Source organism: Pseudomonas sp. S2_A10, assembly GCF_054668465.1.
This window is the reverse complement of the sequence record NZ_CP162773.1, coordinates 681,317-703,421: the sequence shown is the minus strand read 5'-3', so window position 1 is coordinate 703,421 and position 22,105 is coordinate 681,317. Positions and strand designations below refer to the sequence as shown.

Sequence of the window (22,105 nt, the reverse complement as noted above, 5' to 3'; positions counted from 1 at the left end):
CGTTGCCATGATCCCGTTGCAAGACCTGCTGATCTTCGCCGCCGCCGCGTTGCTGATGGTGCTGACACCGGGGCCGAACATGATCTATCTGATCTCGCGTTCGATCTGTCAGGGGCGCCGCGCGGGGGTGACTTCGCTACTCGGCGTGGTCGGCGGGTTCTTCGTGCATATGTTCGCCGCGGCGGCGGGTTTGACGGCGGTGTTTCTCGCCGTGCCGATGGCTTATGAAGTGTTGAAGTGGGCCGGTGCGCTGTACCTGCTGTGGCTGGCCTGGCAAGCGCTGAAACCCGGCGCGCGTTCGCCGTTCGAAGCGCAGCAATTGCCGCCGGACTCGTCGCGCAAGCTGATCACCATGGGCTTTCTCACCAGCGCACTGAACCCGAAAATCGCCGTGTTCTATCTGTCGGTGTTCCCGCAATTCATCAGCCCTGAGCACGGCTCGGTGTTCACCCAAAGCATCGTCCTCGGCCTGACGCAGATCAGCGTCAGCTTCAGCGTCAATCTGTTGATCGCGCTGTTCGCCGCAGGCATCGCCTCATGGTTTGTGCGCAACCCGACGTGGCTGGCGATGCAGCGCTATTTCATGGGCATGGTGCTCGGCGGCCTCGCCGTACGGCTGATGCTCGAACAACGGCGGACTGCCTGACATGTGGATCGAACGGCTGGACGCCAGCCACGCCCTGGCTTACCGCGAACTGATGCTGCAAGCCTACGACCGTCATCCGCAGGCGTTCACCTCCAGCGTACGCGAGCGCGCGGTGATGCCATTGAGTTGGTGGGAAGGGCGCCTGACCAGCAAGCTCGATGTGGTGCTGGGGGCATTCGATGCCGGGACGTTGGCCGGGATTGTCGGCCTGGCCTTTGAACCGCGCGAGAAGGCACGACACAAGGCCACGCTGTTCGGCATGTATGTCTCGGCGGATTTTCGTCGCAAGGGGCTGGGCTTTGATCTGGTGCAGGCGGCACTGGTCGAAGCGCAAAAGCATCCGGCGCTGAAATTGCTGCAGCTCACCGTGACTGCCGGCAATGACGCGGCTTTTCAGTTGTACCAGCGTTGCGGCTTCATTCAGTACGGCCTCGAACCACTCGCCGTGCGGGTGGGCGAAGACTACTTCGACAAGATCCACATGTGGCGCCAGCTCTGACCCACCACGACAATCCTTGTGGGAGCGAGCCTGCTCGCGAAGGCGTCCGTCCAGCCGACATCATCGCTGAATCATCCACCGCTTTCGCGAGCAGGCTCGCTCCCACAGGGGGAACTCTTGCTCGGAAAAATCAGCGTACGGCACTGACCCCATCGAGGGTCGAGAACGAGGTGTCCTTGGCGGTCAGCAGGAAATCGCGCATGTACGGCGCGTCGAGCATGTCCGTGCGAATCGCCGCGTACAGCGTCGCGAACAAGCCTTTCTCACCCAACCGTTTGCCCTTCACATAGCCGCGCGAGCTGTATTCATGCAGCGCCCAGTGCGGCATCCCGCAGACGCCACGGCCGCTGGCGACCAGTTGCATCATCATCACCGTCAGTTCCGAAGTGCGCACCTGCGCAGGTTCGATGTCGGCCGGTTCGAGGAAGCGGGTGAAGATGTCCAGACGATCACGCTCGACCGGGTAGGTGATCAGCGTTTCCGTCAACAAATCTTCGGGCACGATGTACGGCTTGCTCGCCAGCGCATGCTGATTGGCCACCGCGAGCATGGCTTCGTAAGTGAACAGCGGCACGTAAGTGATGCCGGCAATTTCCAGCGGATCGGAGGTCACCACCAGATCCAGATCGCCGCGCGCCAGTGCCGGCAGTGGGGCGAAAGCGAAACCCGAAGCCAGGTCCAGCTCGACTTCGGGCCAGGCATCGCGGAACTGGTCGATGGTCGGCATCAGCCACTGAAAGCAGCTGTGACATTCGATAGCCATGTGCAGACGCCCGGCGGTGCCACCGGCCAGCCGACCGATGTCCCGTTCAGCGGCGCGCAACAGCGGCAGGGTGGCGTCGGCCAGTTGCAGCAGGCGCAGACCGGCGCTGGTGAAGCGCACCGGTTTGGTCTTGCGCACGAACAACTGCATGCCCATGCGCTCTTCCAGCTCTTTGAATTGATGCGATAGAGCGGATTGCGTCAGATGCAGGCGATCAGCGGCATCCACCAAGCTGTCGGCCTCGCGCAGGGCATGCAGGGTTTTCAGATGTCGGATTTCAAGCACCGGCGGGGCTCCATGAAGAAAACTTGTGACGAATGCGGGGAAGGTGAGTTTGTCTCATGACGGTGGCTTTGTCGATCTGGCGGCCAGGATCCGGCGGGGTAATCGACAGACGACCGCTCGGCACTCTTCATCAAACTGTCATGCAACTGTGGCAGCGCGCTCGCACGAACTTCATCAGACTCGCGCTCTACTGGGGTGCTGCGTTTTGGTGTTTTTCATGTTCAAGAGAGTTTTTTCAGTCGCGGCCGCGTTGGCCGCGCTTTTGTTCGGGGCCGGCTCGTTTGCAGCCGGGCGCTGTGATGTCAACGTGCCGACCGAGCACGCCGAGCTGGCGCAGGTCAGTCTTGCCTATCAAAGTATCGGCCGTGCATCAGACCCGGCGCTGTTGCTGGTCATGGGCCTGGGTGGGCAGTTGATCCACTGGCCGGACGAAGTCGTGGTCGCGCTGTGTCAGCAAGGGTTTCGGGTGATTCGTTATGACAACCGCGACGTCGGCCTGTCGACCTGGCGGCAAGCGCCGATCGAGGCCAATCTGACCTTCGAAGTGCTGCGTTACAAGCTCGGTTTACCGGTGTCGGCACCGTACAGCCTGACCGACATGGCCGACGATGCGTTGGGTTTGATGACGGCGCTGAAGGTTGAGCAATTCCACGTGCTCGGCGCGAGCATGGGCGGGATGATCGCCCAGCACATGGCGGCAATGGCGCCGCAGCGGGTGGAAAGCCTGACCCTGATCATGACCACTTCCGGCGCTGAAGGCCTGCCGGCACCGAGTGCGGCGCTCGTGCAGTTGCTCTCGCGCCGAGGTGCGCCGAACCGCGAGGTAGCGCTGGAGCAACAGGCCGATCTGCTCGCGGCACTCGGTAGCCCGGCGGTGACGGATGATCGACAGGCCTTGCTGCAACAGGCGGCGGCATCCTACGACCGCGCGTTCAACCCCGAAGGCGTCAAGCGCCAGATCATGGCAATCCTTGCCGAACCGAGCCGGGTGGCATTGCTCAATCAGCTGCGCGTGCCGACCCTGGTGGTGCACGGCACGGCAGATCCGCTGCTGCCGGTGATGCACGGCGTGCATCTGGCGGCGCACATTCAGGGCAGTCAGTTGAAACTGATTCCGGGACTGGCGCATCGCTTTCAGGAGGCGTTCAAGGAGCCGTTGCTGGCGGCGGTGCTGCCGTATTTGCAGGCGCATCGCGAGGACACTTCGCATTGGGCTCGGGTCGATCCGCCGGCGCCGAACAATCTGCTGTAAGAGTGCGCCAGCATCCTGTCGCCAAAAAAATATCAATGTGCCACTATTGTTTGCCGCGTTGTTGCCGATAAGGCGCAGGAACGTTTTCAGACATAGGGACTTGATCCATGATTTTTCGCGCTACACGTCAATGGGCCGCGCTGGCCCTGCTCGCCGTACTGACTCTCACCGGCTGCGCCCATGTGCAACCGCCCGTGGCCCTGGACAAACAGTTCTGGGATGCCAAAGAGCCGACCATCGGTGTGGCCATTACCGTCGTACCGTCGCCGGTGCTGGCGCTGACCGGCAATCAGGGCATCCTCGATTACGCCATCAATGCCGGCGTCAACAGCAAGCTCAGCGCCAACGTCGAGACCTGGCAGGTGCGCGACCTGGAAACCCTGCCCGACGCCATCGTCGCCAAGCTGCAAGCCAAGGGCTACAAGGCCAAGCGCATTGATGAAAAGGTCGATCTGAAGACCTTCAAGGAAGTCGATTTCCGCGAGGGCTACATGACCAAGGACCTGTCGCCGATGAAAGCTGCCCACGGCATCGACCGTCTGTTGCTGGTGTCGATCTATGCCACCGGTGCCACCCGCAGCTACTACAGCATCGTGCCCACCAGCGTGCCGATGGCCCAGGTCGGCGGCCAGGGCATGGTGATCGATCTGTCGGACAACAGACTCTTGTGGTACCAGCCATTCGCCGCTGTACAAGCCGCGCAAGGTGAGTGGGACGAGCCGTCTTACACCAACCTGTCCAACGCGTTTTATCAAGCGATGGATAACAGCCGTCAGCAAATGATCGCCCCGTTCGCGCAATGAAACGTCTGGCGCTGACCCTCGCGGCGATCTCGCTGCTGGCGTTGCCTGGCTGTGCGCAGAAACCGGCACCCGAGGCCGGTTTCAAGGATCAGGCGGCCATGAGCTATGTGCAGGCACACGGACTGAAGGTCGACGTGCAACTGCCGGCGGAGTTTGTCGGCGCCAGCACGGTGATCGACAGCAAGGCGGCAGTGAACGCGGCGAATTCCAGTTACACGCTGGTGTCGAGCTCCGGTGCGGGCGCCGGGCTGGCGGGCATTCTGGTGGCCAGTCTGATCAATACGCAAATGGGTTCCGGTACGTTACAGCGCGATGCCGAAAAAGCCGCGCTGAACGAATCGCGGCCGCTGGCCGACCTGCTCGCCGGCGTGCCGTTGCAGGAGCGCTTGCAACAGCGTTTTCAGGCGGCGTCGCAAGTCTCCGGATTCAAGCAGGGGGCAGGTGCGGTCACGGCACGGTTGCTGATCGAACCGAAGCTGATGCTGACGCCCGATCGCGGCAGTTTCGTGCTGGTCAATCAGGTGCAATTACAGGATATCGCCGGCTCGCCGCTGTACCGCATGCGCATCGAAGTGGCCAGTCAGCCGATTCGTCGTTGCGGCAAGCAATGTATCGATGACGGCGCCCTTGACCTGGCCAAGGTCACCGCCGTGCTGGATGAATGCATTGATGAATCCATGCGCGTATTGAGCGCCGACCTGATGCAACCGACGCCACCGCCCGCCGCGCAGGAAACCCTGCGTTACGTGCTCGACGGCCAGCGCGTGGTCGAGCGCGGTTATCAATTGGCGCAGAACGGCAACTACTGGCGCTACCGCAATCTCTACGGTGCGGTGAAGTCAGTGCCGGTGCCGTTCGAGGATGCCTTGTCGTCCGCGCAACTGGCCCGAGTCTACGGTCGATAGAGGCAGATGCGCGTGGGTTCAGGCATGCAGCCGGACCCACACGCTCACCAATACCGTCGCCGCCATCAGCCACGCCACCGCCGCCACGGCCAGCGACGCTTCCAGGCGCATGCGGTCGACCATCACGTACAGCGTTGCCAGATAGATAAAGTAGGGAATGATCGACCACATCCCAAACACGATCGTGGTTTTCAGATCGTCGACCGAGCGGCCCTTGCCGACGATGTAGTGCGCAATCAGGGCAAAGGTCGGGAACAGCGGCACCAGACCGGCGATGTAGTAGTTTCTGGTCTTGGACAGTGCCGCGAGGATCAGCACCACTGCGGCGCCGATCGCGGCTTTGAGAATCAGATCCATCAGTGGCTCAGCCCGTACTTTTTGACTTTATCGAACAGCGTGGTCTTGGCCATGCCCAATTCCTGGCTGGCCTGGGTCAGGTTGCCGCCGCTGCGTTGCAAGGCGTCGACCAGCAGATTGCGCTCGAACGCTTCCACCGCTTCGGCAAACGCCAGACCCTGGCCGGCGCTGGCCCCGGATTTCTTGAAAGCCGGCAGGCCGAGGGCGAAGCGTTCGGCGACGTTGCGCAGTTCGCGCACGTTGCCCGGCCAGTCGTGGCTCATCAGGTTCGACAGGGTCTGGTTATCCAGCTCCGGCAGCGCGCGGTCGAAGCGCAGCGCCGACTGCTGGGTGAAATGCTCGAACAGTTGCAGGATGTCTTCGCGGCGTTCGCGCAGCGGTGGCAATTCCAGGGTCACGACGTTGAGGCGGTAGTACAAGTCGCTGCGAAATTCCCCGGCCTTGCTCGACTCATCAAGGTCGGATTTGGTCGCCGCAATCACCCGGCAATCCACGGCCACGCTCTGGTTCGAGCCGAGGCGTTCAAGGGTGCGTTCCTGCAGTACGCGCAGCAACTTGATCTGCAACGGCAGCGGCATGCTTTCCACTTCATCGAGGAACAGCGTGCCGCCGTCGGCGTGCTCGATCTTGCCGATGCGCCGTTTGCCGGCGCCGGTGAAGGCGTTGGCTTCGTGGCCGAAGATTTCGCTTTCAAAAAGGTTTTCCGGCAGGCCGCCGCAGTTCAGCGCGACGAACTGTTTGCTGTGGCGCCGACTGAAATCGTGCAGGCAACGAGCGACCAGTTCCTTGCCGGTGCCGGTCTCGCCTTCGATCAAGACGTTGGCCGAGGTGTCGGCGACGTTGGCGATCAGCTCGCGCAGGTTCTGCATCGCCGGTGAGCGGCCGATAATCCGCCCTTCCAGCGAATCGCGTTCGGCCAGTTGCCGACGTAGCGATGACACTTCACGGGCGAGGCTGCGTTGCTCCAGCGCCCGCCGCGCGACATCGACCAGGCGTTCCGGCGAGAACGGTTTTTCCATGAAGTCGTAGGCGCCTTTCTGCATCGCGCCGACGGCCATGGAAATGTCGCCGTGGCCGGTTATCAGCACCACCGGCAGGCTGCGATCACGCTGCTTGAGGCGGGTGAGCAATTCCAGGCCATCAATGCCCGGCAGGCGGATGTCGCTGATGACGATGCCGGCAAAGTTGTCGCCGACCTGCGCCAGTGCTTCTTCGGCACTGCCGACGCCGATGCACGGAATGTCCTCGAGGGTCAGCGCCTGTTGGCAGCCGAGCAGCACATGGGGGTCGTCTTCGACAATCAGCACACTGAGTTCAGGGTTCATATTGGCTCGGCAGAAAGAGGGCTTACCAACGGTAAACTGAGGACGAAAGTGGTGCCACCGCCGGCCGGGTGTTCGACACCCAGGTGCCCGCCGGTGGCGGCGGCGAGGCTGGCGGACAGGGTCAGGCCCAGTCCCAGGCCTTGCTCGCCGGGCTTGGTGGTGAAGAACGGTTCGAACAGATGCTTGCGCGCTTCGGCGTCGATGCCGTGGCCGTTGTCGCGCACCCGCAAGCGGTACTTGCCGTTGAATTCTTCACCCTCCAGCCACAGCTGCGGCTGCGGTTGCGCGTGCATGGCGTCGAGGGCGTTGCCGATCAGGTTGACGAGGATCTGTTCGAGACGGGTCTGATCGATCAGCAATTGCACATCGGCAAACTGCCGGTGAATCTGCAGCGCGGTGTTTTCCACGCGCGCGCCGAGCACTTGCAACGCGGCGTCGACGGCTTTGCCGAGACTGGCCTGACCCTTGTTGTCACCACGCCGGGCAAACGAACGCAGGCTGGCGGTGATCCGGCCCATGCGGTCGATCAGGTCGTTGATGGTCTTGAGGTTGGTGCTGGCGACGTCGAGCTGGCCGCGCTCGAGAAAGCGCACGGTGTTGCCCGACAGCGTGCGCATCGCCGCCAGCGGCTGGTTCAGTTCATGGGCAATGCTGGTCGACATCTGGCCGATGGCCGCGAGTTTGCCCGCCTGCACCAGTTCATCCTGAGCGCGGCGCAACGTCTCCTCGGCCTGACGGCGCTCGCGGATCTGACTCTTCAGACGTTCGTTGCTGGCGCGCAGATCGGCGGTGCGTTCGGTAATCCGACGCTCCAGTTGGCTGTTGGCTTCCTGCAGCGCTTCGCGGGCGGCGAGGCGGGTGGCGAGGACTTTGCGCCGCTCGTTCCAGGCAATCAGCAGGAAGGCGAACAGGGCAAACGCAACGGCCACCAGAATGCCTTGGTTGATGGCTTCGCGGCGCAGGTCCTGCAATGGCGTGAGCAGGGTGAAATTCCACGGCGTGTCGCTCAGCAGTCGGGTTTGCGCCAGATAACTGATGTCGTCTTCGTCGGGCTGCAATTCGCTGTTGGCCGGGAAAGTCAGTTTCTCCACGCCTTCGGCCAGCGTCTCGCGGGCCAGTGGTTGCAGTTCGTTGAGCGGGAACCAGTAATACTGCAGGCTGCGAGCGAGTTTTTCCTTGACCTCATCGCTGAGCGGGATCACCGATTTCAGCCGCCTGGCAGGATCGCTGGACAGAATGATGATGCCGTTCTCATCGCTGACGAACGCTTCCAGACGCGCCCGTTGCCAGCGCTCTTCCATGGCTTCCAGACGCACCTTGACCACCGCGACACCGATGATCTTGCCGTGCTCTTCGAGGCCGTGGGCGAGGTAGTAACCGGGTTCGCCATTGGTGCTGCCGATGCCGTAGAAGCGCCCGGGCTGGCCGCGCACGGCGTCTTTGAAATAGGCGCGGAAGGACAAGTCTTCACCCAGATAACTGTCGACATCGCGCCAGTTGCTGGTGGCCATGACCCGGCCGGTGGTGTCCATCACGTAGATGGCGCGGCTGCGGCTGCGGCGGTTCAGGCCTTCGAGGTAATCGTTGACCGTCTGCCGGTGCTCCGGGGTCGGATCGGCCAGCAACTGCGGCACACTGGTTTCGAGTTCCAGCAGGCTGGGCAGGTAGGTGTATTTGCTGATCTCGCTTTCGACCGCGCGGGCGTGCAGTTCCAACTGACGCTGACCGTTCTCGCCGAGGCTGCGGATGCCGAAGTGTTCACTGGTCCAGAAGCCGATAAAACCCAGTCCGACCATCAGGGCGATGATCAGCGGCGGCAGGAACAGATGACGGATCAGACGGGGCTTCACGGCAAGTGATGGCTCTGCAGCGCGATAAAGAGTGGGGTCGCATTTCATCACAGATGCCTTGGGTCAACCACAACACTTGTTTGTGCCTGTGGCGAGGGGATTTATCCCCGTTGGGCCGCGAAGCGGCCCCAAAACCATCACTGCGGTTTAACTGAAAGACCGCATGCACAGGGTTTACGACTGCTGCGCAGCCGGACGGGGATAAATCCCCTCGCCACAAGGGATCTCATTGTCAGGCTGCCCGCACCCCACAGACAGGGTGCGGGTGTGTTGCTTTTAGTGCTGCAGGATTTTCTCGAGGAAGTGCTGCGCGCGTTCGGAGCGGGCGCTGATGTCGCCGAAGAATTCCTCTTTTGGGCAGTCCTCGATGATCTTGCCCTGATCCATGAAGATCACCCGGTCGGCCACTTTACGGGCGAAGCCCATTTCGTGGGTCACGCACATCATGGTCATGCCTTCGTGAGCCAGTTGCACCATCACGTCGAGCACTTCGTTGACCATTTCCGGATCGAGCGCCGAGGTCGGTTCGTCGAACAGCATGACGATCGGGTCCATCGCCAGCGCACGGGCAATCGCCACACGCTGTTGCTGACCACCGGACAGTTGCCCCGGATGCTTGTGGGCGTGCGCCGACAGGCCGACGCGCTCAAGCAACTGCAGACCTTTTTTGGTCGCCTCTTCCTTGCTGCGGCCGAGCACCTTGATCTGCGCGATGGTCAGGTTTTCGGTGATGGTCAGGTGCGGGAACAGCTCGAAATGCTGGAACACCATGCCCACGCGCGAACGCAGTTTCGGCAGGTTGGTTTTCGGGTCGGCGATCGACGTGCCGTCAACCACGACATCACCTTTCTGGAACGGCTCCAGGGCGTTGACGCATTTGATCAGCGTCGACTTGCCGGAACCCGACGGGCCGCAGACCACGATCACTTCGCCTTTCTTGACCTCGGTGCTGCAATCAGTCAGCACCTGGAAGTCCCCATACCACTTGTTGATGTTTTTGATAGAGATCATACGGCGAACCTTTTTGCAGACGCTTGACCAACCGCGAGGCGGCGAAGCTGATGATGAAGTACACGAGACCGGCGAAAATCAGGAACTCATTGGAGCGGCCGATGATGTCGCCGCTGGCGCGCGAGGCGTTGAGGAAGTCCACCAGGCCCACGGTGTAGACCAGCGAGGTGTCCTGGAACAGGATGATGCTCTGCTGCAGCAACAGCGGGGTCATCTTGCGGAACGCCTGCGGCAGGATGATCAGGCGCATCATCTGCCCGTAGTTCATGCCCAGTGCCTGAGCAGCACCCATCTGGCCCTTGGAAATCGACTGCACACCGGCCCGGACGATTTCGCAGAAGTACGCCGCTTCGAACATCATGAACGCCACGACGCACGAGGTGAACGCGCCGATCGGCGTGTCTTCGCCGGTGATCCAGCGCAGCACGAATGGCACCGCCAGGTAGAACCAGGTGATCACCAGCAGCAGCGGAATCGAGCGGAAATAGTTGACGTAGGCGCCGGCTATGCTCGACAGCAGCTTGTTGTGCGACAGACGGCACAGCGCGAGGATCGTGCCGAGAATCATCCCGCCGATCACGCCCATGGCCATCAGCTTGAGGGTCATCACCATGCCGTTCCACAAACCGGGAATGGCCGGGACGATGCCACTGAAATCGAATTCCATTATTTACCCCCCACGGAGATCAGGCCGGGCACCGCGACTTTCTTCTCGACCAGGCGCATCAGCAGCATCAGGCTCATGTTGAGGGTGAAATAGATCAGGGTTGCCAGGGTGAACGCTTCGAACAGGTTGGCCGAGAACTCGGCGGTCTGTTTGGTCTGCGCCAGCAATTCCATCAAACCGATCAGGGACGCCACGGAGGAGTTCTTGAACACGTTGAGGAATTCCGAGGTGAGCGGCGGAATGATGATCCGGTAGGCCTGGGGCAGCAGCACGTTCCAGTAGATCTGCGGCAGCTTGAAACCCATCGCGCGGGCGGCGGATTCCTGACCCCGAGGCAGTGCCTGGATACCGGTGCGCACTTGCTCGCAGACACGGGCGGCGGTGAACAGACCGAGGCAGACGACAACGCTCAGGTAGGCCGAGGTGGTCGGATTGAGGTCCTGCTTGTACCACTCCTGCAGATCCGGCGGCAGCAGATCGGGCACCAGGAAGTACCAGATGAACAGCTGCACCAGCAGCGGCACGTTACGGAACAGCTCGACGTAGCAGGTCGCGATGCCCGATACGATGCGATTCGGCACGGTGCGCATGATGCCCAGCAGCGAGCCGAGCAGCAGGGCGATGATCCACGCCACGACGGCGATGGCGATGGTCCAGCCCAGACCGGAGATGAACCAGTCGAGATAGGTCTCGCTGCCCACACCGGTGGACTTGAAGAACACGCCCCAGTCCCAGTTGTAATTCATTAGGGTCTCCCCTCGATTCGATCGATGTACAAGTGCCCGCCTGGGGAACTCCGTTCCCTCCCCAGTCTTTTTTCAAAGACCGGGCACACGCGATCGGCTCGACAGCCACCGGTTCGAGTGTTTCCAGAAAAATGCCAGCAGGGAGTGACCATCCCCTGAAAAGGCAGGCGCCTCCTCAGGGGATAAGGTTAGTCAGAAAATCAGGACTTCTTGTCGTCAGCCGCTTTGTCGGTCGGATTGGCGATCAGGGTCTTGAGCTCGTCGCTCATCGGGAAGTTCAGGTTCAGGCCTTTTGGCGGAATCGGCTGCATGAACCACTTCTCGTAGATCTTGTTGATTTCGCCCGAAGCGTAAGTGGCCTTGATCGCGTCATCCACAGCCTTTTTGAACGGCTCGTCGCCTTTGCGCATCATGCAGCCGTAGATTTCGTACGACTGTGGCGTGCCGGTCACTTCCCAATCGGCGGCTTTCTTGGCCTTGGCGGCTTCGCCGGCCAGCAGTGCGTCATCCATCATGAAGGCAACGGCACGGCCCGATTCCAGCATCTGGAAGGACTCGCCGTGATCTTTGGCGGAGATGACGTTCATGCCCATCTGCTTGTCGGCGTTCATCGCCTTGAGGATGCGCTCGGAGGTGGTGCCGGCGGTGGTTACGACGTTCTTGCCTTTCAGATCGTCGAAATCCTTGTACTTGGAGTCTTTCTTGGACAGCAGACGGGTACCGATTTCGAAGATGCCGACGGAGAAGTCGACCTGCTGCTGACGCTCGACGTTGTTGGTGGTCGAACCGCACTCGACGTCCACGGTGCCGTTCTGCACCAGCGGGATACGGGTCTGCGAGGTGACGAGGTTGTATTTGACTTGCAGGTTCGGCAGGTCGAGGTCTTTCTTGATCGCTTCGACGATCTTCAGCTGGATATCGTGCGAGTAGCCGACCGGCTTGCCGGACGCATCAGCGATGTAGGAGAACGGAATGGAGGCGTCACGGTGGCCCAGGGTGATGACACCGGACTCTTTGATCTTCTTCAGGGTGCCGGTGAGTTCGGCGGCGAAAACTGGCGTGCTGATCAGAGCGGCAGCAATGGCTGCGCCCAGGATATGGGGAACGATGCGCATCAAATTTTCCTCGACATTGTTTTTTTTATGGAGCCAGTTTGTCGGCCCTTTTTGTGCTTCGAATGCCTGACGGCTCCTGAAGTGTTGGCACAGCAGGCATTCGTCGAGAGAGTGTAGAGCATGACTCGTGCCAGAGCAGTCGAAGTCCGTTAAGCGATTGTTTTATAACGTTATTAAAGTTTTATGGCGGTAATTTTATGAAGGCATGATCCGGTTAACCGAATCGACTGTAGAGTCGCGTTCGGAAAACCGAATATCTTGTGGCCTGGTCTCAGACTTGCCGGCTCAGTGGCGTTTCATGCAAATACACCCACTTCACCCCTTCAGGCTGCCCGCTCAGGATCGCCACTGCGACCCGCGAGTGTTGAGCGCCGTCCAAGCGTTGGGTTTCGACGTAGCTCACAGCCAGCATGTCGTCCTCCTGCCACACCGTGTGCAAATCGCTGATCTCGATATCGAGTCCCGCCTTGGCGCCTACGGCTCCTTTGAACAGTTGTTCTACTTCGACGCGGGTCAATGCGTCCCCCGAAATACCAACCATGCTGAAATCCTCAGCAAATGCCTGCATCAACGGCTCGATGCTCGCGGCGCCAGCGCCGTCGGCATCAGTGAATACCCGAAGGATCAGCTCGTGGACGTGGTGGATACTGTGTTCGGCTTGTTCGATCAGATCGTATGTCATGGGCGTTCCTTCGCAGGGGGCAGTTGATTCATCTGCAGCAACGGCAGCAGCCCGACCAGCGCGGCAATTGCGAAGGTCGCGTGATAGGCCGGCGTGGTGCCGAGCGTCGGGAGCAGCACGTTGAAGATCATCAGAAACAGTGCGGCGCCGAGGCTGAAAGACATCTGCCGATTGATGTTCCAGATGACACTGGCCTTGTGCGTATCGCCGCCGGTGAAGTCCATCAGTGAGGTAGTTTGCGCGGTATTGGCACCGATGCCACCGCCAATGCCCATCAGGCTGTAGGCGATCATGATGAGCCAAAGATCAGTTGGCGCATTGACCAGCACCAGGGTGGCGATGCCGGCGCTGTGCAACAGCATGCCGAGGGTGAACAGGCGTCTGGCGCCGATCCGGTTGTAGACGCGACCGCAAAGGATCATTGCGATGAACGCACCGATGGCATAGAGGATCATGAACATTCCGGTCAGCCGGGCGCTGAAGTGCAGGGTGTTCTGCAAAAAGAAAATGCTCATCAGGTTGACACCGGTGAATACCCCCGGAATTGCGTAATAGATGAAGATCGAGGTGCTGAGTTTTCTGCTCCTGAGCAGGCTCAAGTCGATGATCGCGTTACTGCAGCGGCGGTAATGCAGCAGATACAGCGCGATGAATGTCAGGCCCGCGATGACAAAACCCAGCGCTGCGAGCGGTGGGTAATCGCCGCCGTACAGCGACATACCCATCAGCAAACTGGCGAGCACCGCGCTGACCAGCAACAGGCCTTTGATGTCCGGACGCTGAAGCTCGGCGGCTTTGCCTTCCCTGATCCACCACCACGACAGCCCGGCGGCAAGCAGCGAAAACGGGAGGGTGCTGTAGAACACCCAGCGCCAGGAGCTGATGTCGACAATGAGGCCGCCCACGGTGGGTGACATCGCCGGGGCAATCAGGGCAACGGCCATGATCAGCGTGGATATTTTCGCGCGTTGCTCGCCATGAAAAAGATTGAACGTCAGTGCCTGTCCGACCGGGATCAACAAGCCGCCGCCGATGCCCTGAACGAAGCGCCAGATCACCAGTTCATGGAAGCTGTCGGCCTGGCCGCACAGCCACACCGAGCCACTGAATACCAGCATTGAAGCGGTGAGGATTTCACGACTGCCAAAACGCGCGGCCAGCCAGGTGCTCAGCGCAATGATCAACGTCAGTCCGAGGATGTACGCGTTGGCGACCCACGCCACCGAAGCGCTGCTGACCTGCAAGGTAGCTGACAGACTGGGCAGCGTCACCGCCGACATGAAGATGTTGATGCAATCGATAAAGAAGCCGAGCAGGAAAATCGACGCGACTTTATAGCGGTAACTCATGGTGTTTCCCCTTTGTCGTCGAGCATAGGGGCGATAGACTCCGATCGTCGATGCAATGGAGCTGAACACAATGTTTGAAGGGATTGAACCGTGACTCAGGGCGCTCTGCACACGCACTTGAACCGGGTGCAGACGTTTCTGGCGATTGCCGAACTGGGTTCTTTTACCAAGGCTGCCAGCCATCTGAATCTCAGCCGGGCCATGGTCAGTCTGCACATCAAGGCCCTGGAGGCAGCGTTGTCGACCAGCCTGTTGCTGCGCAACAGTCGTGCCGTGACCCTGACCGAGGCTGGGCAAAGCTTTTACAACGAATTCAAAACCATCGTTGCCGATATCGACACAGCGTTTGACAGGGTATTGCACCGCACAAACCGCGTTTCGGGAACGCTGCGGATCAGTTCCACCAGTGAATACGGCGAGCGATTCATCCTGCCGCTGATTCCGCTGTTCGCCGAGCGTTATCCCGACATCCGCCTGTGCTACGACTTCAACTCCTCGCTCAATGATGTGCTTGCCGACCGGCTCGATCTGGTGGTTCGCCTGGGCAACCTGGCGGACTCGGCTTTCAAGAGCCGGAAACTGGCCGACTATGAAATTGTGCTGGTGGCTACTGAAGGTTTTCTGCTCCGCTACCCGGTAAAAACACCGCAGGATCTCAATGCCGTGCCGTGGATTGCCAACAGCAATCTGTTGGCGCCGACGCAGTGGGTTTTACGCGATGGTGTGGGGGAAGCAGTCGAAATCAATGGTAGCCGTCATTTCCAGTCGAATTCATCGACTGCGATTCGTTCGATGACCTTGTCGTCGCTGGGCGTGTCGGTGCTGCCGGCGTGGATGGTTGAAGACGATAGGGCCCGTGGGCATCTGGTACGTGTGCTGCCGGAATACTCGCTGCCCTCACAGCCGATCAGCCTGGTGTTTGCGGACACGCCGCACCTGCCGCCCAAGTCGCGGGTGTTTATCGATTTTCTTTTGGCACATTTAGGCTCGTGAGGGAGTGGAGCCGGGCCTTGCGGGCATAGCAAAAAGCCCCTGAATCTCTCGATTCAGGGGCTTTCGTTTGAACGGTGAGATCAAGCCGCCTCGATCTTCCGGTTCTGCTCAACCTTGCCCAGATACGTCGACAGCTTCTGCTGTTCCTCCGCTGTGGTGAACAAGCCTAGCTTGGTGCGGCGCCACAGGATGTCGTGCGCCGTAGTGGCCCACTCTTCGCTGCACAGGTAATCGACTTCGCGGGTGTAGAGCCCGCCGCCGATGTGCTCACCCATGTCGGCCAGGCTTTCCACGCCTTCAAGCATGCGCCAGGTGCGGCTGCCGTAGGTGACGGCCCAGCGCCGGGCGATTTCGGTCGGGACGAAATCGAACTTGTCGCGAATCCGCGCGCTCAGGGCCTCTGGCGTGGTCATGTCTTCGCCGCCGGGCAGGGTGGCGGTCGCGGTCCAGCTCGGGCGCATCTGGGTGAAGAACGGCATCAACTGCGCCATCGCCGACTCGGCGAGCTTGCGGTAAGTGGTCAGCTTGCCGCCGAACACCGACAGCAGCGGCGCTTCCTCGGCGTTGCCCGACAGCGCCAGGGTGTAATCGCGAGTGACCGCAGACGGGTTGTCGGATTCGTCGTTGCACAGCGGCCGAACGCCCGAGTAGCTGTGCAGGATGTCTTCGCGGCTCAGCTGCTTCTTGAAGTGGGCGTTGACCACTTTCAGCACGTAATCGGTTTCGCCTTCGGTGATCGCTACTTTCGCCGGGTCGCCGGTGTATTCGCGGTCGGTAGTGCCGATCAGAGTGAAGTGGTTCAGGTACGGAATAGTGAAAACGATGCGCTGATCTTCGTTTTGCAGAATATGCGCATGTTCGCCTTCGTACAGTTTCGGCACGATGATGTGGCTGCCCTGGATCAGACGGATGCCATACGGCGATTCCATCTTCAGGTCGTCACGGATGAACTTGGCCACCCATGGGCCGGCGGCGTTGACCAGTGCTTTGGCGGTGATCGAAAACAAACTGCCGTCGGCGCGCTCCAGATGCAGATGCCACAAACCTTTGGTGCGGCGGGCACTGACACAGCGGGTCTGGGTATGCACATGCGCGCCTTTTTCACGGGCGGCCATGGCGTTCAGGACCACGAGGCGGGCGTCATCGACCCAGCAATCGGAGTATTCGAAGCCTTTCTTGATTTCGCTTTTCAGCGCGCTGTCGGCGCCGAACTTCAGGCTTTTCGAACCTGGCAGCTTTTCACGTTTGCCGAGGTTGTCGTAGAGGAACAGGCCGGCACGAATCATCCACGCCGGACGCAGGTGCGGGCGGTGTGGCAGTACGAAACGCATCGGTTTGACGATATGCGGCGCCTTGGCCAGCAACACTTCACGCTCGGCGAGCGCTTCACGCACCAGACGGAATTCGTAATGTTCCAGATAGCGCAGGCCACCGTGGATCAGCTTGCTGCTGGCCGACGAGGTGTGGCTGGCCAAGTCGTCTTTTTCGCAAAGGAACACCGAAAGACCGCGACCGGCGGCATCCGCTGCGATCCCGACGCCGTTGATCCCGCCGCCAATCACGGCAACGTCATAGATCTCGGAGAGAGGGGGCGTACGCAAGGTAGAGGTGGACATCGGCTGGCCTCGGTTCTTTTGATTTTGTATTGGAAATCGAACATAAATGTTCATTTGCGAAAATGGTAGCCCATAAACACGCGCGCAGCCAGTCGCGTTCGATTGAAAAAACTCATCGAAGGGCCGAGAAAGGAAAATATCCGAACATTAAAAGCAAAAGATCGCAGCCTTCGGCAGCTCCTACAGGAGGAATGCATTCCAGATGCAGGAGCTGCCGAAGGCTGCGATCTTTTGATGCCTGGAAGCGTTAAACGACTTCCAGACGAATCTTGTGCTGACTCAGCAACTGTGCCAGCGCCGGTACCGGCTGCTGATCGGTGACCAGACAATCGATCAGGCTGATCGGCCCCAGTCGAATCATCGCGTTACGCCCGAACTTGCTCGAATCCGCTGCCAGAATCACCTGTCGCGCGTTGGCGATGATCGCCTGGCTGACCCGGACCTCCTGATAGTCGAAGTCGAGCAGGCTGCCGTCCTCATCGATCCCGCTGATGCCGACCAAGGCGAAATCGACCTTGAACTGATTGATGAAGTCCACACTCGCCTGACCGACCACACCGCCGTCGCGGCGCACGTTGCCGCCGGTCAGCAGCACATCGAAATCATCCTTGGCGCTGAGCATCGAGGCGACGTGCAGGTTGTTGGTGATGATTTTCAGGTGGCTGTGATTGAGCAGGGCGCGGGCGATCGATTCGGTGGTGGTACCGATATTGATGAACAGCGAGGCGTGATCGGGGATCTGCGCGGCAATGGCTTCACCGATGCGTTGCTTTTCATCACGCATCTGATCGGCACGCATGGCATACGCGGTGTTTTCGACACTGGAATCGTAAGCGGCGCCACCGTGGTAGCGACGCAGCAGATTGGCTTCCGCGAGCTGGTTGATGTCGCGGCGGATTGTTTGCGGGGTGACGACGAACAGCGTGGCCATTTCCTCGATGCTCACATAGCCGCGTTCGCGGACCAGCTCGAGGATTTGCTGCTGACGGGGAGGCAGATTCATGGGGCTTCCTTTGGGCTGCCAAGCAAAATTTGCCCATGATGCCGCAGGAATCTGCTCCCTACCAGTTAGATACCCTTCTGGAACTGCACGTTGGCTTATTCGGCGTCCTCGCGCGCCCAGTCACGGGTGCGGCTGACGGCTTTTTTCCAGCCTTTGTAGAGTTTCTCTTTCTCGGTTTCGTCAAGGCTCGGTTCGAACTCGCGCTCGATCACTGCCTTGCCGCGCAGTTCTTCCAGGCTGCCCCAGAAACCGCAGGCCAGACCGGCCAGATAAGCCGCGCCGAGTGCGGTGGTTTCGCGCATTTGCGGGCGTTCGACCTGGGTGCCGAGGATGTCGGCCTGGAACTGCATGAGGAAGTTGTTCGCCACCGCACCGCCGTCCACGCGCAGGGCTTTGAGGCGTTCGCCGGAATCCTGTTGCATGGCGTCGAGTACGTCGCGGGTCTGGTAGGCGATCGACTCCAGCGCGGCGCGGATGATGTGATCCACACGTACGCCGCGCGTCAGGCCGAACAGTGCGCCACGGGCATACGGGTCCCAGTACGGTGCGCCGAGACCGGTAAACGCCGGCACCAGATACACGCCGTTGCTGTCCTTGACCTTGTTGGCAAAGTATTCGGTGTCGTGGGCGTCGTTGACGATTTTCAGTTCATCACGCAGCCATTGCACGGTCGAGCCGCCGTTGAACACGGCACCTTCGAGTGCGTAGGCAACTTCGCCGCGCGGGCCGCAGGCGATGGTGGTGAGCATGCCGTGCTGGGATTTCACCGCTTTGTCGCCGGTGTTCATCAGCAGGAAACAACCGGTGCCGTAGGTGTTTTTCGCCTGGCCCGGCTCGACGCACATCTGCCCGAACAGTGCCGCTTGCTGGTCGCCGGCGATACCGCCGATGGCGATGCCGCTCTTGGTGCGACCGTAGATTTCCGAGGACGCTTTGACTTCCGGGAGCATCTCGCGGGGGATGTCGAGGATCTCCAGCATCTTCGAGTCCCACTCCAGCGAATGGATATTGAAGAGCATGGTGCGCGAGGCGTTGGTGTAGTCGGTGACGTGCACCTTGCCGCCGGTGAATTTCCAGATCAGCCAGCTATCGACGGTGCCGAACAGCAGCTCGCCGTTGCGCGCACGCTCGCGGCTGCCTTCGACGTTGTCGAGGATCCACTTCAGTTTGGTGCCGGAGAAGTACGGGTCGGTGACCAGGCCGGTGGTGTCGCGGATGTAGTCTTCGTGGCCATCGCGCTTGAGCTGCTGGCAGATCTCGGTGCTGCGGCGGCACTGCCAGACGATCGCGTTATACACGGGGCGGCCGGTGGTCTTGTCCCAGACCACGGTGGTTTCACGCTGGTTGGTGATACCGATCGCGGCAACCTGGTCATGGTGCAGGCCGGCCTGGGCCAGCGCTTCAACCATCACCGCGCTCTGGGTGGCGAAGATTTCCATCGGGTCGTGCTCGACCCAACCGGCCTGCGGGTAATGCTGAACGAATTCGCGCTGCGCGGTGCAGACTACGTTCGCGTCGCGGTCGAAGATGATCGCGCGCGAACTGGTCGTACCCTGATCAAGGGCAATGATGTAGTTCTTGTTCTGAATGTCGGTCATGTCGATTGCCTTGGACGAAAAAAACGAGAGTGGGCCGTGGCGCCGGCTCGGATGGGCAGGAGCCGGCGCCGACTGTTTCAAGAAGTTCTTGGTTTGCCGTCAATGGCCGGTTCTGCATCCTTTGTAGCAGGTGTGGCGCCGGTCAGGTGACGGGCGATGAGCCCGCGATACCCGGCAGCGCCGAGGCAGGCACCGACAATCGGTGCAAAAATCGGAATCAGGAAATACGGAATATCACGACCACCGGTGAAGGAAATTTCACCCCAACCGGTAAAGAAAGTCATCAGTTTCGGACCGAAGTCACGCGCAGGGTTCATCGCGAAACCGGTCAACGGACCCATCGCACTGCCGATCACGGCAATCAGCAGACCGATCAGCAGTGGCGCCATGGGGCCGCGTGGCAGGCCGTTGTTGTCATCGGTCAGGGCCATGATTACGCCCATCAGGATCGCGGTGATGATCATCTCGACCAGAAATGCCTGGGCCGTCGACAGCACCGGGTTCGGGTAGGTGGAGAACACCGACGCCAATTCAAGGCTGGCGGCCGAGCCACGAATCATCTGGTGGGTTTGTTCGTAATCGAAGAACAGATTGCTGTAGAGCGTGTAGACCAGCAATGCGCCGCAGAAGGCGCCGGCAATCTGCGAAAGGATGTAGAACGGCAGTTTGCGCTTTTCGAAGTCAGCGAAGATTGCCAGAGCAATGCTCACTGCCGGGTTCAGGTGCGCGCCGGAAACCCCGGCGGTGAGGTAGATCGCCATGCTCACGCCGACGCCCCAGATGATGCTGATCTCCCACAGGCCGAAGCTGGCACCTGCGACTTTGAGCGCGGCGACACAACCGGTGCCGAAGAAGATCAGAAGGGCGGTGCCCAGAAACTCGGCCATGCATTGGCCGGAAAGCGATGGTTGCGGTAAAGCAGCTGTCATTGAAAACCTCGGTTCTTTTTCTTGTGTGGCGCCTTGCCAACGGAGCAGGGCGCGATCTTCACCGGGTCGGAATCCCCATTCGGTTCCCGGGTTACTGCTGGGTACTGCGTTGAGCATGATTCTTACATTATTCAGATTCGAAAAAATATAGACAAGAAACAAACCTGTCAAAGGTCGAAAGTGAACTGTCGGTCACAATAAAACTATTCGCCATGTGAATGATCAGCGCGGCGATCAGCTTGAATGCAGCGCGAAGCCACGGGATTCGCGGCTTGGAATAGAGCCTTTTGCCCAACGATGACCTAGAATCCGCCGCAGGTTTTTTCAAAGATTGCCGAACCCGGAGCTGCCATGACCCCAGCGTTGGACTTGTTGAAAAAAGTTCGTGCCGAACATCGCGTGCACAGTTACGAACATGATCCGAAGGCCGCGTCCTACGGGCTGGAGGCGGCGGAGAAGCTCGGGCTCGCACCGGCGCAAGTGTTCAAAACCTTGCTGGCCGCCAGTGAAAAAGGCGAACTGCTGGTGGCTGTGGTGCCGGTCGTCGGAACGCTTGATCTCAAAGGGCTGGCCCATGCCGCTGGAGTGAAGAAAGCCGAAATGGCTGATCCTGCTGCCGCGCAACGCTCCACCGGCTACCTGTTGGGCGGCATCAGCCCGCTCGGGCAGAAGAAACGCCTGCGCACCTTCATCGACAATTCCGCTCAGGGGTTCGCGACTATCTATGTGAGTGCCGGGCGGCGAGGACTGGAAGTGGAATTGGCACCGGCGGTGCTAGCCGAGCACACCCAGGCGCAGTTCGCCGATATCGGCCGGGCTTAAAATGCGCGCCAGCTGTATGAAGAAAAAATTGCGCTTCTGTCACTGGCACTGATCCGGGCCGCCGTTGCATGCTCGGTCGACCAATTCAGGGAGAAAATCATGCAGCTTGCGTTTCATCAGGTCGACGCGTTCAGTGATCGGCCGTTCAGTGGCAACCCGGCGATGGTCTATCGGCTCGACAGCTGGCTGGCCGATGACTTGATGCAGAAGATCGCCGCCGAACACAACCTGGCGGAGACTGCGTTTCTGGTGCGCGAAGGGCAGGCCTGGCATATCCGCTGGTTCACCCCGACCACCGAAGTGCCGCTGTGCGGGCATGCGACCCTGGCCAGCGCGTTTGTACTGTTCGAAATCTATAAGGAAAGCGCCGAGCGCATCGACTTCATCTGCAAGTCCGGGCCGCTGAGTGTCAGCCGCGAAGGCGACCGGCTGTGGCTGGATTTCCCGACCATCGTGCCTTCGGAAATCGGCGTGACGCTGGATGTCGAGCGGGCGCTGGGTGTCGAGGCTGTTGATGTGCTCGGCTCCAACGAACTGTTCGTGGTGCTGGAATCGGAGCAGGCCGTGCTCGACTGCAAACCGGACATGGCGGCGCTGGCGAAACTGCCATGGCTGGGTGCAATCGTCACCGCGCGTGGCAATCAGCACGACTTCGTCTCGCGCTATTTCGCCCCGGCGATCGGTATCAATGAAGACCCGGTGACTGGTTCGACGCATTGCAGCCTGATTCCGTACTGGTCCAAGCGTCTGGGCAAAGCGAATCTGACCGCGTGCCAGCGCTCGGCGCGGGGCGGCGAGTTGTTTTGTCGGCTGGAAGGTGAGCGGGTGAAGATTGGCGGCAATGCGACGCTGGTGGCCAGCGGTACGCTGTTTTTAGGCTGACGCAAAA

22 protein-coding genes are annotated in these 22,105 nt (G+C 60.3%); 8 read left to right on the top strand and 14 right to left on the bottom strand.

Going from position 1 to position 22,105, the window contains the following annotated elements:
- Window positions 1-7: 7 nt before the first annotated feature.
- A complete protein-coding gene (locus AB4N41_RS03180; protein ID WP_252882610.1) occupies window positions 8-646 on the top strand; it encodes a LysE family translocator in 639 nt (212 codons plus the stop codon).
- A gap of 1 nt (window position 647) precedes the next feature.
- Entirely contained in the window at window positions 648-1,145 is a 498-nt protein-coding gene (locus AB4N41_RS03175) for a GNAT family N-acetyltransferase (RefSeq protein WP_310218148.1), read from the top strand.
- Between the two features lie 130 nt (window positions 1,146-1,275).
- Here AB4N41_RS03175 and metR read toward each other — a convergent pair whose 3' ends face one another.
- Window positions 1,276-2,193 carry a transcriptional regulator MetR gene (gene metR / locus AB4N41_RS03170; protein ID WP_016773382.1) on the bottom strand — a complete coding sequence of 306 codons (918 nt, stop codon included), beginning with the start codon at window positions 2,191-2,193 and terminating at the stop codon, window positions 1,276-1,278.
- Between the two features lie 217 nt (window positions 2,194-2,410).
- On the opposite strand from metR, the gene AB4N41_RS03165 reads away from it, so the two are divergent.
- From AB4N41_RS03165 to AB4N41_RS03155, 3 genes are all read left to right on the top strand, one after another.
- The gene (locus AB4N41_RS03165; RefSeq protein WP_056790057.1) at window positions 2,411-3,445 is read left to right on the top strand and encodes an alpha/beta fold hydrolase; all 1,035 of its coding nucleotides are present in this window, start codon (window positions 2,411-2,413) and stop codon (window positions 3,443-3,445) included.
- Window positions 3,446-3,552: 107 nt separating this feature from the next.
- Window positions 3,553-4,248: a hypothetical protein gene (locus AB4N41_RS03160; RefSeq protein WP_095181777.1), complete on the top strand. Its 696-nt coding sequence runs from the start codon at window positions 3,553-3,555 to the stop codon at window positions 4,246-4,248.
- Window positions 4,245-5,153 (top strand): hypothetical protein, encoded by a 909-nt coding sequence (locus AB4N41_RS03155; protein ID WP_122507766.1) that lies wholly within the window; start codon window positions 4,245-4,247, stop codon window positions 5,151-5,153. Before AB4N41_RS03160 ends, AB4N41_RS03155 begins: the two co-directional genes overlap by 4 nt.
- Before the next feature lie 18 nt (window positions 5,154-5,171).
- On the opposite strand, the gene AB4N41_RS03150 is transcribed toward AB4N41_RS03155, so the two are convergent.
- The 9 genes from AB4N41_RS03150 to AB4N41_RS03110 form a co-directional block, all read right to left on the bottom strand.
- On the bottom strand, window positions 5,172-5,501 hold the full coding sequence (locus tag AB4N41_RS03150) for a GlpM family protein (protein ID WP_177327026.1): 330 nt from the start codon (window positions 5,499-5,501) through the stop codon (window positions 5,172-5,174).
- Between the two features lie 8 nt (window positions 5,502-5,509).
- Window positions 5,510-6,787 carry a two-component response regulator AauR gene (gene aauR / locus AB4N41_RS03145; RefSeq protein WP_231507471.1) on the bottom strand — a complete coding sequence of 426 codons (1,278 nt, stop codon included), beginning with the start codon at window positions 6,785-6,787 and terminating at the stop codon, window positions 5,510-5,512.
- 44 nt (window positions 6,788-6,831) lie between these two features.
- Window positions 6,832-8,733, bottom strand: a complete 1,902-nt coding sequence (gene aauS, locus AB4N41_RS03140; protein ID WP_056790048.1) for a two-component sensor histidine kinase AauS — start codon at window positions 8,731-8,733, stop codon at window positions 6,832-6,834.
- Window positions 8,734-8,961: 228 nt separating this feature from the next.
- Window positions 8,962-9,696 carry an amino acid ABC transporter ATP-binding protein gene (locus tag AB4N41_RS03135; RefSeq protein ID WP_016773390.1) on the bottom strand — a complete coding sequence of 245 codons (735 nt, stop codon included), beginning with the start codon at window positions 9,694-9,696 and terminating at the stop codon, window positions 8,962-8,964.
- Window positions 9,641-10,363, bottom strand: coding sequence for an amino acid ABC transporter permease (locus AB4N41_RS03130; RefSeq protein WP_460059047.1), 723 nt, complete (start codon window positions 10,361-10,363; stop codon window positions 9,641-9,643). The genes AB4N41_RS03135 and AB4N41_RS03130 overlap by 56 nt, the downstream gene beginning before the upstream one ends.
- Window positions 10,363-11,109, bottom strand: coding sequence for an amino acid ABC transporter permease (locus tag AB4N41_RS03125; protein WP_056790046.1), 747 nt, complete (start codon window positions 11,107-11,109; stop codon window positions 10,363-10,365). Before AB4N41_RS03125 ends, AB4N41_RS03130 begins: the two co-directional genes overlap by 1 nt.
- A gap of 200 nt (window positions 11,110-11,309) precedes the next feature.
- Window positions 11,310-12,224, bottom strand: a complete 915-nt coding sequence (locus AB4N41_RS03120) for a glutamate/aspartate ABC transporter substrate-binding protein (protein ID WP_095181779.1) — start codon at window positions 12,222-12,224, stop codon at window positions 11,310-11,312.
- 271 nt (window positions 12,225-12,495) lie between these two features.
- Window positions 12,496-12,906 (bottom strand): hypothetical protein, encoded by a 411-nt coding sequence (locus AB4N41_RS03115; protein WP_056790039.1) that lies wholly within the window; start codon window positions 12,904-12,906, stop codon window positions 12,496-12,498.
- Complete coding sequence (locus tag AB4N41_RS03110; protein ID WP_252876833.1) at window positions 12,903-14,255, bottom strand: MFS transporter; 1,353 nt, start codon at window positions 14,253-14,255, stop codon at window positions 12,903-12,905. Before AB4N41_RS03110 ends, AB4N41_RS03115 begins: the two co-directional genes overlap by 4 nt.
- 105 nt (window positions 14,256-14,360) lie before the next feature.
- Here AB4N41_RS03110 and AB4N41_RS03105 point away from each other — a divergent pair, with 105 nt between their 5' ends.
- The gene (locus AB4N41_RS03105) at window positions 14,361-15,248 is read left to right on the top strand and encodes a LysR family transcriptional regulator (protein WP_252878190.1); all 888 of its coding nucleotides are present in this window, start codon (window positions 14,361-14,363) and stop codon (window positions 15,246-15,248) included.
- A gap of 80 nt (window positions 15,249-15,328) precedes the next feature.
- Here AB4N41_RS03105 and glpD read toward each other — a convergent pair whose 3' ends face one another.
- The 4 genes from glpD to AB4N41_RS03085 form a co-directional block, all read right to left on the bottom strand.
- On the bottom strand, window positions 15,329-16,864 hold the full coding sequence (gene glpD, locus AB4N41_RS03100) for a glycerol-3-phosphate dehydrogenase (RefSeq protein ID WP_076564008.1): 1,536 nt from the start codon (window positions 16,862-16,864) through the stop codon (window positions 15,329-15,331).
- A 247-nt stretch (window positions 16,865-17,111) separates the two neighbouring features.
- A complete protein-coding gene (locus tag AB4N41_RS03095) occupies window positions 17,112-17,867 on the bottom strand; it encodes a DeoR/GlpR family transcriptional regulator (RefSeq protein ID WP_007953179.1) in 756 nt (251 codons plus the stop codon).
- A gap of 95 nt (window positions 17,868-17,962) precedes the next feature.
- Window positions 17,963-19,465, bottom strand: coding sequence for a glycerol kinase GlpK (gene glpK / locus AB4N41_RS03090; protein ID WP_024014162.1), 1,503 nt, complete (start codon window positions 19,463-19,465; stop codon window positions 17,963-17,965).
- Between the two features lie 77 nt (window positions 19,466-19,542).
- Window positions 19,543-20,394 (bottom strand): MIP/aquaporin family protein, encoded by an 852-nt coding sequence (locus tag AB4N41_RS03085; protein WP_041479875.1) that lies wholly within the window; start codon window positions 20,392-20,394, stop codon window positions 19,543-19,545.
- Between the two features lie 351 nt (window positions 20,395-20,745).
- On the opposite strand from AB4N41_RS03085, the gene ybaK reads away from it, so the two are divergent.
- A complete protein-coding gene (gene ybaK, locus AB4N41_RS03080; RefSeq protein ID WP_095181783.1) occupies window positions 20,746-21,216 on the top strand; it encodes a Cys-tRNA(Pro) deacylase in 471 nt (156 codons plus the stop codon).
- Between the two features lie 99 nt (window positions 21,217-21,315).
- Window positions 21,316-22,098 carry a PhzF family phenazine biosynthesis protein gene (locus tag AB4N41_RS03075; protein WP_252876832.1) on the top strand — a complete coding sequence of 261 codons (783 nt, stop codon included), beginning with the start codon at window positions 21,316-21,318 and terminating at the stop codon, window positions 22,096-22,098.
- Window positions 22,099-22,105 lie beyond the last annotated feature (7 nt).